This window comes from Rhizobium sp. CFBP 8752 (genome assembly GCF_014842035.1).
GTDB classification, from domain to species: Bacteria; Pseudomonadota; Alphaproteobacteria; order Rhizobiales; family Rhizobiaceae; genus Neorhizobium; species Neorhizobium soli.
Map to the genome: position 1 here is coordinate 574110 of NZ_JACYUZ010000002.1, position 12578 is coordinate 586687.

Sequence of the window (12578 nt, forward strand, 5' to 3'; positions counted from 1 at the left end):
ATGAATGGCTTAGGCGGCCTCAACAAATCCGAACACGGCGTCGGTATCGGTCTCGTGCAGCTGCAGTTGCCGGTGACCGTGACGAAAGCGGACCTTGCCCGCCAGACTCAGGTGATCGTCGATCTCGTCGCCAAGGCGCGGCGCAACCAGCCCGGCATGGATCTCGTCGTCTTCCCCGAATATGCCCTGCACGGTCTGTCGATGGACATCAATCCTGACATCATGTGCTCGCTGGACGGGCCTGAGGTCGCTGCGTTCAAGGAAGCCTGCCGCAATAACGCGATCTGGGGCTGCTTCTCGATCATGGAACTGAACCCGGGCGGCATGCCCTACAATTCCGGTATCGTCATCGACGACCAGGGCGAGTTGAAGCTCTATTATCGCAAAATGCATCCCTGGGTGCCGGTCGAGCCATGGGAACCTGGCGATCTCGGCATACCTGTCATCGACGGGCCCAAGGGCGCAAAGCTCGCACTGATCATCTGCCATGACGGCATGTTCCCGGAGATGGCGCATGAATGCGCCTACAAGGGTGCCGAAATCATGATCAGGACGGCAGGCTATACGGCGCCGATCCGCGAGGCCTGGCGCTTTACCAACCAGTCGAATGCCTTCTGCAACCTCATGGTCACCGCCAATGTCTGCATGTGCGGCTCGGACGGTACTTTCGACAGCATGGGTGAAGGCATGATCTGCAATTTCGACGGCTCGGTCATTGCACACGGGACGTCCGGGCGGCCGAACGAGATCATCACAGCGGAAGTCCGTCCGGATCTTGTGCGCGAGGCGCGGCGCGGCTGGGGCGTGGAAAACAATATCTACCAGTTCGGCCATCGCGGCTACGTCGCAGTCGAAGGCGGCGCCGGCGATGCGCCCTACAGCTACATGCACGACCTGCTCGCCGGCAAATACCAGCTGCCCTGGGAGAACGAGGTCAAAGTCACCGACGGCACGTCCTGCGGTTTCGACAAGCCGTCGCGCCGTTATGGCGAAACCCTCAAGCCGGCAGCGGAATAGGAGAGACTCCATGGATGCGATGGTCGAAACAACCGAGACCTATGTCGGCGCCGATCCCTATCCGTGGCCGTATAACGGCAAGCTGCGGCCCGACAATACCGCCCTCATCATCATCGACATGCAGACGGACTTCTGCGGCAAGGGCGGTTATGTCGACCACATGGGCTATGATCTGTCGCTGGTACAGGCGCCGATCGAGCCGATCAGATCGGTGCTCGCGGCCATGCGTGCCAAACGCTACCACATCATCCACACGCGTGAAGGCCACCGTCCCGATCTGGCCGACCTTCCCGCCAACAAGCGCTGGCGCTCGCAGCGCATCGGTGCTGGCATCGGCGATCCCGGTCCCTGCGGCCGCATCCTGACCCGGGGCGAGCCGGGATGGGACATCATTCCGGAACTCTATCCGATCGAGGGTGAAACGATCATAGACAAGCCCGGCAAGGGTTCTTTCTGCGCGACGGATCTGGAGCTGATCCTCCACCAGAAGCGCATCGAGAACCTCATTCTGACAGGCATCACAACAGATGTCTGCGTCTCGACGACCATGCGTGAGGCCAATGACCGCGGCTTCGAATGCCTGCTTCTGGAGGATTGCTGCGGCGCGACCGATTACGGCAACCACCTCGCTGCGATCAAGATGGTCAAGATGCAGGGCGGCGTCTTCGGCGCGGTGGCCAGCTCGAAAATGCTGATCGAGGCACTCCCGTGATGATGCAAGCCGCCACCATGACCAGGCGTGCTCAAGTCTTTCGCGTCGCGGCGAGCGGTCCGTCCGATGTATCGGGCGTAGAAGCCCTGTTCGCGGCAGGGCTGAAGCCGGAAAACGTCGTTGCGATCCTCGGAAAGACGGAGGGCAACGGATGCGTCAACGATTTCACGAGGGGCTTCGCCACGGCGAGTTTCGAGGCACTGTTCGCGCGCCACGGCGTCGAGGGTGTCTCGCTGGTGATGTCCGGTGGCACCGAAGGAGCCCTGTCGCCGCACTGGACGGTTTTTGCGCGTGAGAGCTTGATTGATGACGCCGCAGATGCAGGCGGGCCCGCTCTCGCCATCGGTACATCCAGAACGCCCCACCTCCCATTCCATCATCTCGGGCGTCGTGAACAGGCGCTTATGGTCGCCGAAGGCGTAAGAACCGCGATGGCGGATGCAGGCATCGACGACCCCGCGGACGTCCATTTCGTCCAGATCAAATGCCCGCTTCTGACGCTTGCCCGCATCGGCGAAGCAGACAGTACGGGGCACGCCGTCGCCACGCGCGAGACACTCAAGTCCATGGGACTTTCGCGTGGAGCCTCGGCGCTGGGCGTCGCCCTAGCACTTGGCGAAGTCGATGCCGCAACCATTACCGATGAGGTCATCGGCTCCCGTCACGACCTCTTTTCACGTCGCGCATCCGCATCCGCCGGCGTCGAACTGACCGATCACGAGATCATCGTACTTGGAATGAGCCGAGCCTGGAGCGGACCGCTTGCGATCGATCACGCCGTCATGGCGAGCGCCATCGATACTGCTTCCGTGCACGGCGCCCGTGCGCGCCTGCCGGAAAGGGCGACGATTGCCGCCGTACTGGCCAAGGCGGAACCCGACCCATCCGGCATGGTCGGTGGCCGGCGTCACACGATGCTGGACGATTCAGACATTGCCGGCACCCGCCATGCCCGCGCCTTTGTCGGCGGCGTGCTCGCGGGCGTCTTCGGCATGACCGATCTCTATGTCTCTGGTGGCGCCGAGCACCAGGGACCACCCGGCGGCGGGCCTGTCGCTATCATTGTTGAAAAGGAGAGATGAAGTGAGCATTGTTCGCGATACCCCTCTTCCGGAGCGTGGCAAGGCTGCCAGCATCGACACATTGGGAATGACCATGCGGTTCGGCGCGTTTACGGCGCTGGATGACGTTTCGATCAGCGTTCCAGCCGGATCCTTCCACGCGCTTCTCGGCGAGAACGGCGCCGGCAAGTCGACCTTGGTCAAATGCATCATGGGCTTTTACCACGCGACGTCGGGCTCGCTTTCGGTCGACGGACGCGAAGTCGCGATCGCTTCTCCAAGGGATGCGGCGACCTACAGGCTCGGGATGGTCTACCAGCATTTCACCCTCGTCCCTTCGCTGACCGGTGCCGAGAACCTCGTGATCAGCCGGGCTCAAGTGCCGGCCGTGATCAACTGGGCGAAGGAGCGCCGCGAACTCGCTGAATTCATGGAGCGTATGCCGTTCAAGATCCCGCTCGACCGACCGGTCAGCGAGCTTGCCGCTGGCGAGAAACAGAAGCTTGAAATCGTCAAGCAGCTCTATCTCGGCCGGTCCTTCCTCATTCTCGACGAGCCGACATCAGTTCTGACGCCCGCCGAAGCCGACGAGATGCTGGGCCTCGTGCGCGGGATGACGGAGAGCGGCGGGCTGACCGTGCTGATGATATCCCACAAGTTTCACGAGATCACCAAATTCGCCGACGACGTCTCGATCCTGCGTCGCGGCAAGCTGGTCGGGACGGGAAAGGTCAGTGACCTCTCGACCGCCGACATGGCAGCGATGATGATCGGCAATGTGAAACTCGCCGAACTCGACAGCCGCGCGCCTGTCAACCAATCTGCGGAAACGGTGCTCAGGCTCAGCAACGTCAGGGCGCCGGATCGATCTGGGCTGAGGACGATCGAGATCGACGACCTGTCGGTCCGCGAAGGCGAGATCGTCGGGATCGCCGGCATATCCGGCAACGGACAAAAGGAATTTGCCGAGATCCTGTCCGGTCAGCGACCTCTCAGCGCCGGCAGCATCGAGGTCAACGGCTCGGCCTATGGGGCAACTCGCGCAGAAACGCGGGCGAACAACGTGCGCTTCATTCCCGAAGAGCCGCTGCAGAACGCATGCGCACCCCGGATGACGGTGAGCGAAAACCTTTCCTTCAGGACCTTCGATCTCAAGCCCGATGGTCGGGATGCAATGTGGCTCTCCAAGGCCGGCATGAAGAAGCGAGCGACCGCGCTCATTTCCGATTTCAAGGTGAAGACCGCGTCGTCGTCATCGCCGATCGCGGCCCTATCCGGCGGCAATGTACAGCGTGCGGTGCTTGCCCGCGAACTGACAGGCGAAGTCGATCTGCTGATCGTTTCCAACCCGTGTTTCGGGCTGGATTTCTCGGCCGTCGCGGAAATCCGTGCCCGCATCATGAAGGCGCGCAACGCGGGAACGGCCGTATTGCTGCTTTCTGAAGATCTCGACGAGCTTCTCGAAATGTCCGACCGCATCATCGTCATTTCCGAGGGACGGCTCGTCTACGAGACGCCGGCGCGTGGCGCCGACATCGGCGTGATCGGGGCACATATGGCGGGGCACCACTGATGTCGATGATCAAGGCCGAACCGTTCGATTTTCCATTGCGACCTGCCGAGATGGCGCTTGTTGTGATCGACATGCAGCGCGATTTTGCCGAAGCCGGCGGCTTCGGCGCAAGCCTCGGCAACGACGTCTCTCGTATCACCCGGATCGTGCCGGACGTGAAGCGGCTTATCGAAGGTTTTCGCGCCGCGGGCCTGCCCGTCATCCACACGATGGAATGTCACAGGCCCGATCTCTCGGACCTGCCGCCTGCCAAGCGGGATCGCGGCAACCCCTCTCTCCGGATCGGCGACGAAGGGCCGATGGGCCGTGTGCTGATTGCGGGAGAACCGGGCACGGCAATCCTGCCCGAACTCGCCCCGATCGCCGGCGAAGAGGTGATCGAAAAGCCCGGCAAGGGCGCGTTCTATGCGACGGCACTCGGCGAAATCCTAAAGGAGAAGGGCATCACCCAGCTCGTCTTTGCCGGCGTGACCACCGAAGTCTGCGTGCAGACGACCATGCGGGAAGCAAACGACCGCGGCTATGAATGCCTGCTCTGCGAGGAGGCGACCGAAAGCTATTTCCCCGAATTCAAGGCCGCCGCCATCGCCATGATCCGCGCACAGGGCGCGATCGTTGGCTGGACGGCGCATATAGACGACATCCTGAAAGGACTGCCCCATGCCTGAAACGACACGCGCCATGCTGACGTCTGGAGGCTGGAAGGACCTGGACTTCGGGCCGTTCCGCAAAGACGTCACGATCCACTGGATCAGACCGTTCGAGGGCGACCAGCCGGGCGTGGCGATCCTGAAATACCAGCCGGGAGCATCCGTGCCACGCCACCTCCATCAGGGGCTCGAAACCATCCTCGTTCTCAACGGCGTGCAGTCCGATGAAGCGGGGGATTACGGTGAGGGCAGTTACGTGGTCAACGCCGCCGGCACCGAGCATTCGGTCTGGAGCGATAAGGGATGTGTGGTGCTGATCCAGTGGGACCGGCCCGTGAAGATACTTGAAGAGAGCATGGCATGACTTACTCCACATCGACGGATCTACCCGCATTCGACATCGTCTCGCTGTCGAATTTCTATCGCAACGGCGGCACCGTCACCGAGATCGTCGAGCGCGTGTTTGCCCGGATTGCCGAGGTCGATGACCCCGGTATCTTCATCCACCTGGGCGATAAACTCGAGATCCTGGCGGAAGCGGAAAAGCTCGGCGCCTTCGATCCCGCAAAGCTGCTGTTCGGCATACCCTTTGCGGTAAAAGACAATATCGACGTCGCGGGCATGCCAACCACCGCCGCCTGCCCGGACTACGCCTACACGCCGGAAAAAGATGCGACCATCGTGCGCCTGCTGAAGGAGGCGGGAGCGCTGGTGATCGGCAAGACCAATCTCGACCAGTTCGCCACCGGCCTTGTCGGCCTGCGCTCGCCCTACCCGGTCCCGAAGAATGCCATTGACCCGACACTCGTGCCGGGCGGCTCATCGTCAGGATCGGCCGTTGCCACCGCACACGGTATCGTCTCGTTCGCGCTAGGAACGGACACGGCGGGTTCCGGGCGCATTCCGGCCGGCCTCAACAATATCGTCGGCTTGAAACCAAGCCTTGGCGCCTTTTCCACCACGGGGGTCATTCCCGCGTGCCGGACGCTGGATTGCGTTTCGGTCTTCGCGTTGACGGTGGAGGACGCCTGGACCGTGTTTTCCGTCGCAGCCCGACCGGATGAGACCGACGCCTATTCGAGGGCGATCCCGACCACAGGCTATCGCGCGGCGCCTCCCGTGCTGACGATCGGCGTTCCCGCAGCGGCCGACCTGAGGTTCTTCGGCGACGCGTCGATGGAAGCGGCCTACGCACAGGCCCTCGCCGCACTGACGGGCCTCGGACACAAGCTCGTAGAAATTCCCTTTGCCGATTTCTACGAGGTAGCGGACCTGCTTTACGAAGGCGCCTGGGTTGCAGAACGCTACGCAGCCGTGAAGGACTTCTTCGATGCGCATGAGGACACGTTCCATCCGGTAACGCGCAGCATCTATGGCGGAGCGAAAGCCCTCTCGGCGGCCGATGCTTTCAACGGCCTTTATGCGCTGCAGGCGCTGAAGAAGAAACTCGCGCCGGTCATCGGTTCCGTCGATCTGTTCTGCGTGCCCACGGCACCGCGCCATTTCACGGTCGCGGAGCTGGAAGCCGAACCGATCCGGGAGAATTCCCGCCTCGGCACCTATACGAATTTCGTCAATCTGCTCGATATGTGCGGCATCGCCGTCCCGACCGGCAAGCGACCGGATGGCCTGCCGGCAAGCGTCACCCTTCTAGCGCCGGCCGGCAAGGACGGGCTGACAGCGACGCTTGCCCGCGATCTTCACGCCGCGAGCGGGCTGACGCTCGGCGCGACGGGCTGGCCGCTACCGGCTCCGACCGAGGCACCGCCTGTGGTAACGGCAGATGATCTGATCGATCTGGTCGTGGTCGGCGCGCATCTTTCGGGAATGCCGCTCAACCATCAGCTCATCGCGCTCGATGGACAATTCTCCCGAACGACACGGACGTCAGGCGACTACAGCCTTTACGCCCTCGCCGGCACCGTTCCCGCCAAGCCGGGCATGGTAAAGGTCGGCCACGGACAGGGCACGGAAATAGAAGTCGAGATCTGGCGCCTGACGCCCGCAGCCTTCGGCCGGTTTGTGGCGGCCATCCCCTCACCTCTCGGGATCGGCACGATCTCGCTTTCGGACGGAACGTCGGCAAAGGGGTTCCTCTGCGAACAGATCGCGCTCGAGACAGGCGCAAACGACATTAGCCGATACGGAGGCTGGCGCGCCTATTGCAAAAGCGGCTGATTGCTGGCGGCATGTGGTCTCTACCTAACCTCGATCTGCTTCTAACCTGACAGCACTCGATCCGACATAGCCGCAGACGGCTTCGGTGACATGCACGCCCGCTGCAGCTTGGCGGCCGATATTCGCATCACGCAGGTCGTCAACATGAAAAAGTGCATCCACGTCACGATCCCGAAAGCTCTGAATCAGAGATCAAAGGACGCCTAACCATATCAGAACTCTTGCAAAATCGAACCGACGGCGCCGACGGAAACTAGACGGATCGGATGACGCCCTTTGTGAAAATGAAACAACCAAAGGGCCTGTCATCCGTAGTCGCGACAACAGCGAATGCGCGAGCCGCAACGTCGTAAAACTTCGTCCTCTCGACGGGCTCGAAGCTAACCTGCCGCTCCTCCGTGTCGTTTACTATCTTTTCGACATCGTAATGAACCGACGCGGCGTAGCTCGGGTCTCCGTCAGGGACCATTTTAACTACGGGTTTTTCGAGAAAGTCGTCGACCGGCATCAACTTCAATATATCGGCGATGATTGAAACGAGCGGCACTCCCACAATCGGTAAGACACGTTGATGACGAGAATAAGCTGGGTAGTTGGCATCAACCACAGCCAGACAATCACCGTGCCCCATTGCTGCGAGTGCCCACAGCACATCCGGGCTCAAATGCTTTGGGATGTTCTTCAACATTGTCATACGAGTTCCGTTATAGCTGATAGAGTTGTATCGTTGGTGTGATGGCCAAGGCTATCTGCGGCACAAGCTGTCAAAAAAATCGATGAGTAGCAACGAAATCCGTGTCTTGTGTTCGGCATACGTGTTGACGCTCCAACGTTATCCTCGTCGTAAAGCGTCTATCGTCAGCCGCGTCACCGTGGCAAGACAGTCCCGCATCGAGGTCAGGCAATCCACGAATACGCGTCGCCTTAACCGTGATGGCGACGCGCAGCGGGATCGGGGATCGGCACCGCAGCCATCAACGCCCGCGTATACTCGTCCTTCGGCTGTTCGAAGACGTCGCGGCGGCGGCCCATCTCGACGATCGACCCACCGCGCATCACGGCCACATTGTGAGACATGCGCTCGATCACCGCCATGTCATGGGAAATGAACAGATAGGCGATCCCCATCGTCTCCTGCAGTTCCAGCATCAGGTCGAGCACGCGTGCCCGCACCGAGACGTCGAGCGCCGCGACGCTTTCGTCGGCGACGATGAGCTTGGGTTCGAGAGCCAGCGCCCGGGCGATGCAGATGCGCTGTCGCTGGCCGCCTGAGAACTCGTGCGGATACCGGCTGGCAGCCTCCGGCGGCAGACCGACGCGGCGAAGCAGGTCTGCGACACGGTCCTGCCGTTCGGTTCTGTTGCCGATACCGTGGATGACCAAGGGTTCGGCGATCGCCCGACCGACCGCCATGCGCGGATCGAGCGAGGCATAGGGATCCTGGAAGATCATCTGCGCCGAGCGGCGCACAGCCTGCATATCGCGCTGGCTGAGCATGCCGATCTCGCGGCCGTCGATCATCACCTGGCCGGTGAAGGGAATAAGCCCGAGGACGGCCTTTCCGGTGGTCGACTTGCCCGATCCGCTTTCGCCGACCAGACCCAGCGTCTCGCCGGGCAGGATATCGAAGGCGACGTCACTGACCGCATTCACCGGCGGCTTGCCCTTGAAAATCCGGCCGGCAGCGCTGCCATAGCTGACGCCGAGATCGCGGACATTGAGGACTGGCGACCGATCCGGCGCGGGAAGCGGCTGCTTCGGTTCGGCCGAGACACGCGGCGGACCGTCGGTTCCCGCATGCGCACCGAGGATCGGCACGGCGGCCAGCAATTGCTGCGTATAGGCAGCCTGCGGCCGGTGGAAGATATCGATGACGCCGCCCTGCTCGACGATACTGCCGTTCTGCAGGATGACGACGCGGTCGGCCATTTCCGCCACCACGCCCATGTCGTGGGTGATCATGATGATCGAGGTGTCGAACTCGCGCTTCAATTCGCGCATCAGCTTCAGGATCTGCGCCTGTACCGTCACGTCGAGCGCGGTCGTCGGCTCGTCGGCGATCAGCACTTTTGGCCGGCAGGACAGCGACATGGCGATCATCACCCGCTGCCGCATGCCGCCGGAAAGCTCGTGCGGAAATTGCTTCAGCCGACGAGCCGGTTCGGTCATATGCACCGCGTCGAGCATCTGAAGCGCCACGGCGTCCGCATTGTCGCGACCCTGATGCTCGCGGATCGCTTCGGTCAGCTGCGTGCCGATCGAGATCACGGGATTGAGCGAGGTCATCGGCTCTTGGAAGATCATGGCGATATCGCGACCCCGCACCGCGCGCATCGCCCGATCGGAAAGCGATGTCAGGTCGCGATCGCCGAGCAGGATCTTGCCCGCGGTCACCGTCAGCGAGGCCTTCGGCAACAGTCCCATGATCGACAGTGAGGTGACGGATTTACCCGACCCGGATTCGCCGGCGATGCAGAGCGTTTCGCCCGCCGCCAGATCGAAACTCACGTTTCGCAGAACGGGCTTGCGCCCCTCGGGCGTCCGCGCATCGACATCGAGATCGCGGACGCTGAGGATCGGCATCGCAGCTGTTGCGGAATGCTCGTTCACGCGAAGACGATCCGCGGGAAATAGAACGACACCACCCAGTTCGGCGCATCGACGATCTCGCTGATCCTGAGATCGCCGCAGACCGAGCAGAGCATATAGGCATCGACTGGGTTCAACCCGTGTTCGACGGTCAGCAGATCGATCATTCGCATGACGCTTTCGCGCGCACCGGTCATCAGGTCCGGCCCGATGCCGGTCGTGACTTCGTATCCGGCGCCGTCGAGATGGCGGGTCACCGGCTCGGTCACGGTGAAGCGCGGGGACTGGAGCTTCGCATCCTTGACCAGCTCGATCGTCGCCTCGACATTCATCTGGCTTTCGATCGCCGTGCCGCAGACCTCGCCGTCGCCCTGGGCGGCATGCGTATCGCCGATCGAGAACAGCGCACCCTCGACTTCAACCGGGAGGTAGAGCGTGACGCCGGCCGACAGGTCGCGAATATCGAGATTGCCCCCGACCCGGCGCGGCGGCACGACCGAATGGGTGCCCGGTTCGGCAGGAGCGACACCGATCGTCCCGGCAAACGGCTTCAGCGGCACCCGTCCACCGGGGCCGAACAGCGACGGCGCCATGGTTGCGGTATCATAGGTCCAGACATGCAGCGCCGGATCCTTGAACTGGTCGGCGAGAAGACCGAAGCCCGGAATGTTGGCCGTCCAGCCGACGCCTGACGGAATGAACTTGCGCAGCGTGACCTTCAGCGCGTCGCCGGGCTTGGCGCCTTCCACATAAACAGGTCCGGAAACCGGATTGATCTTTCCGAAATCGAGACTGTTCAGCGTCTCCAGCGTCGCATCGCGACCGAGCTGGCCGCCGGAGGAATCCAGGCACTCGAAATGGATCGTCTCGCCCGCTTTCGCGACCACGGCCGGTTCGAAATCCTTGTTCCAGCCGAAATTATGCTGGGCGCGGTGAATGGTGTGGGTACAGGCTATGCACATGAATGTTCTCCCTGGTATCTTTTGTTAGCAAGTCCCCTCCCCGACCCCTCCCCACAAGGGGGAAGGGCTTGCCTGCCGCTCCGTCCGCGATCGAAACTAGACGTCCTCGCGGATTTCTCCCCCCTTGTTGGGGAGATGGCCGGCAGGCCAGAGGGGGTATCGACCTCAGGCGAAAGCCGAAAGCGTCTACTGCTTCACGAAGATCGCGTCGTAATTGATGACGCGGGTCGGATCGATGTAGATGTTGTCGGCACCGCCCATGCGCAGCGACTTGGCAACGACGCGGCGCTCGTTGATCACAGGGACCCATGGCGCATCGGCCATGATGTCCGTGAAGACCTTGCCCCAGGTAGCGGTACGCTCGGCAGCCTTTGCCGGATCGGACATCGAATCGGCCGCAACGGCGCGTGCATCAAGATCCTTGTTGCAGTACCAGGACCAGTTCCAGCCGCCCTGTACCGCGCCGGCGCAGCCGAGGATCGGACCGTAGAAGTTCGACGCGTCCGGGAAGTCGGCGATCCAGGCCATGCCGCCCGACCAGATCATCGGCGCTTCGCCTTCCGTGCCGCCGGCAGCAATCACGTTCGCCTGGGCAAGCGCCCGGATTTCGGCCTTGACGCCGATCGCTGCCAGATCCTGCTGGATCGCCTGGGCAATGCGCGGCTGCGGATCGGTATTCGTCGAGTAGAGCACCGTCTCGAAACCGTCGGCAAAGCCCGCTTCCGCAAGCAGCGCCTTGGCTTTGGCAACGTCGTAGGCATAACCCGTAAACGACTTGTCGTAACCGGGCATCAGCGGCGGCAGCGGCTGGTTGGCGGGCGTGGCGCGGCCGTTGAGGATACGCGCGACCCGCTCCTTGTTGACCGCCATGTTGAGAGCCTGACGCACCTTGACGTTGTCGAACGGCTTCATCTTGGTGTTGAGCGTGATGTAGCCGGTATGCAGCTGCGCGCCGTCGACAATGATCTGGGCGCCGTCGGGCGAGTTCTTGATTTCCAGGAACTTTGCCGGCGGGATGCCGTCACCGGCGATATCGACCTCGCCTTTCTGTAGACGCAGCAATGCGACGAGAGGTTCCTGGCCAACCTCCACGGTGAACTTGTCGATATGCGGCACGTTCTTGACGTAATAGGCCGGGTTCTTCTCGAACACGAGACGCTGACCGATCGTCCATTCCTTCAGAGTGAACGTACCGGAGCCGACAGGGCTCTTGCCGAAATCACCACCGGCTGCCTCGACGGCTTCCTTCGGCACGACCGAGGCGAAGTTGATGGCGAGCACGTGCAGGAAGGTCGCATCCGGACGCGACAATTTGAACACGACCGTGCCGGCATCCGGCGTCTCGATGCCCGACAATGTCGTCGATTTGCCGCCCGTTACGTCCTCGAAGCCATTGATGGCGCCGAAGAAGCCGGCACCGGGGCCTTGCGTCTTCGGATCGACGGCACGCTCGATCGAGTATTTGACGTCGGAGGCGACGACTTCGCGACCGTTCGAGAATTTTACGCCCTTGCGGAGCTTGAACGTGTAGGTCAGCCCGTCCGGAGCGACCTCAAAGCTTTCGGCGAGCGACGGCACCGGGTTCGGCGTGCCCGGCTCGTAATCCATCAGGCGCGAATAAAGGCTCTTGATCATCGACCAGTTGACCCAGTCGTAACCGATCGCCGGATCGAGCGTGGTGATGTCGTCCTTGTAGGTGACGACGATATCGCCGCCCTGCTGCGGTGCGCCCTGCGCCATGGCGGACATGGTGCCCACGGGGGCGATTGCCACCATGGTTGCCACGGTTGTGTTTCGAAGCCAGCGTTTGAACATGTCGTTCCCCTTTTTGTTGCT

At 62.0% G+C, this 12578-nt stretch carries 11 protein-coding genes; 7 read left to right on the forward strand and 4 right to left on the reverse strand.

What is annotated here, in order from left to right:
• The 7 genes from IFT59_RS15765 to atzF are packed head-to-tail and all read left to right on the forward strand — an operon-like array spanning window position 1 to window position 7191.
• Window positions 1-1017: a formamidase gene (locus tag IFT59_RS15765; protein WP_192087460.1), complete on the forward strand. Its 1017-nt coding sequence runs from the start codon at window positions 1-3 to the stop codon at window positions 1015-1017.
• Between the two features lie 10 nt (window positions 1018-1027).
• Complete coding sequence (gene biuH / locus IFT59_RS15770) at window positions 1028-1729, forward strand: biuret amidohydrolase (RefSeq protein WP_192087461.1); 702 nt, start codon at window positions 1028-1030, stop codon at window positions 1727-1729.
• A 17-nt stretch (window positions 1730-1746) separates the two neighbouring features.
• The gene (gene atzD / locus IFT59_RS15775) at window positions 1747-2811 is read left to right on the forward strand and encodes a cyanuric acid amidohydrolase (protein WP_062460518.1); all 1065 of its coding nucleotides are present in this window, start codon (window positions 1747-1749) and stop codon (window positions 2809-2811) included.
• A gap of 1 nt (window position 2812) precedes the next feature.
• Window positions 2813-4363, forward strand: a complete 1551-nt coding sequence (locus IFT59_RS15780; protein WP_192087462.1) for an ATP-binding cassette domain-containing protein — start codon at window positions 2813-2815, stop codon at window positions 4361-4363.
• Window positions 4363-5031 carry a cysteine hydrolase family protein gene (locus IFT59_RS15785; RefSeq protein WP_184655908.1) on the forward strand — a complete coding sequence of 223 codons (669 nt, stop codon included), beginning with the start codon at window positions 4363-4365 and terminating at the stop codon, window positions 5029-5031. Before IFT59_RS15780 ends, IFT59_RS15785 begins: the two co-directional genes overlap by 1 nt.
• Complete coding sequence (locus tag IFT59_RS15790) at window positions 5024-5377, forward strand: cupin domain-containing protein (RefSeq protein WP_192087463.1); 354 nt, start codon at window positions 5024-5026, stop codon at window positions 5375-5377. The genes IFT59_RS15785 and IFT59_RS15790 overlap by 8 nt, the downstream gene beginning before the upstream one ends.
• Entirely contained in the window at window positions 5374-7191 is a 1818-nt protein-coding gene (gene atzF, locus IFT59_RS15795) for an allophanate hydrolase (RefSeq protein ID WP_192087464.1), read from the forward strand. Before IFT59_RS15790 ends, atzF begins: the two co-directional genes overlap by 4 nt.
• 253 nt (window positions 7192-7444) lie before the next feature.
• On the opposite strand, the gene IFT59_RS15800 is transcribed toward atzF, so the two are convergent.
• The 4 genes from IFT59_RS15800 to IFT59_RS15815 all read right to left on the reverse strand — a co-directional run bounded on the left by IFT59_RS15800 (window position 7445) and on the right by IFT59_RS15815 (window position 12557).
• The gene (locus tag IFT59_RS15800; RefSeq protein WP_162734845.1) at window positions 7445-7879 is read right to left on the reverse strand and encodes an RbsD/FucU family protein; all 435 of its coding nucleotides are present in this window, start codon (window positions 7877-7879) and stop codon (window positions 7445-7447) included.
• 236 nt (window positions 7880-8115) lie between these two features.
• Entirely contained in the window at window positions 8116-9774 is a 1659-nt protein-coding gene (locus IFT59_RS15805; protein ID WP_197978143.1) for an ABC transporter ATP-binding protein, read from the reverse strand.
• A gap of 23 nt (window positions 9775-9797) precedes the next feature.
• A complete protein-coding gene (locus IFT59_RS15810; RefSeq protein ID WP_062577668.1) occupies window positions 9798-10742 on the reverse strand; it encodes an acetamidase/formamidase family protein in 945 nt (314 codons plus the stop codon).
• A gap of 186 nt (window positions 10743-10928) precedes the next feature.
• Window positions 10929-12557, reverse strand: coding sequence for an ABC transporter substrate-binding protein (locus IFT59_RS15815; protein ID WP_192087466.1), 1629 nt, complete (start codon window positions 12555-12557; stop codon window positions 10929-10931).
• Window positions 12558-12578: the final 21 nt, after the last annotated feature.

Bases quoted from the DNA above. Each gene is read 5' to 3' on its own strand.
- IFT59_RS15785 (WP_184655908.1), top strand. From the start codon at position 4,363: ATGTCGATGATCAAGGCCGAACCGTTCGATTTTCCATTGCGACCTGCC.
- IFT59_RS15810 (WP_062577668.1), bottom strand. From the start codon at position 10,742: ATGTGCATAGCCTGTACCCACACCATTCACCGCGCCCAGCATAATTTC.
- atzF (WP_192087464.1), top strand. From the start codon at position 5,374: ATGACTTACTCCACATCGACGGATCTACCCGCATTCGACATCGTCTCG.
- IFT59_RS15790 (WP_192087463.1), top strand. From the start codon at position 5,024: ATGCCTGAAACGACACGCGCCATGCTGACGTCTGGAGGCTGGAAGGAC.
- IFT59_RS15800 (WP_162734845.1), bottom strand. From the start codon at position 7,879: ATGTTGAAGAACATCCCAAAGCATTTGAGCCCGGATGTGCTGTGGGCA.
- IFT59_RS15815 (WP_192087466.1), bottom strand. From the start codon at position 12,557: ATGTTCAAACGCTGGCTTCGAAACACAACCGTGGCAACCATGGTGGCA.
- IFT59_RS15765 (WP_192087460.1), top strand. From the start codon at position 1: ATGAATGGCTTAGGCGGCCTCAACAAATCCGAACACGGCGTCGGTATC.
- IFT59_RS15805 (WP_197978143.1), bottom strand. From the start codon at position 9,774: ATGCCGATCCTCAGCGTCCGCGATCTCGATGTCGATGCGCGGACGCCC.
- atzD (WP_062460518.1), top strand. From the start codon at position 1,747: ATGACCAGGCGTGCTCAAGTCTTTCGCGTCGCGGCGAGCGGTCCGTCC.
- biuH (WP_192087461.1), top strand. From the start codon at position 1,028: ATGGATGCGATGGTCGAAACAACCGAGACCTATGTCGGCGCCGATCCC.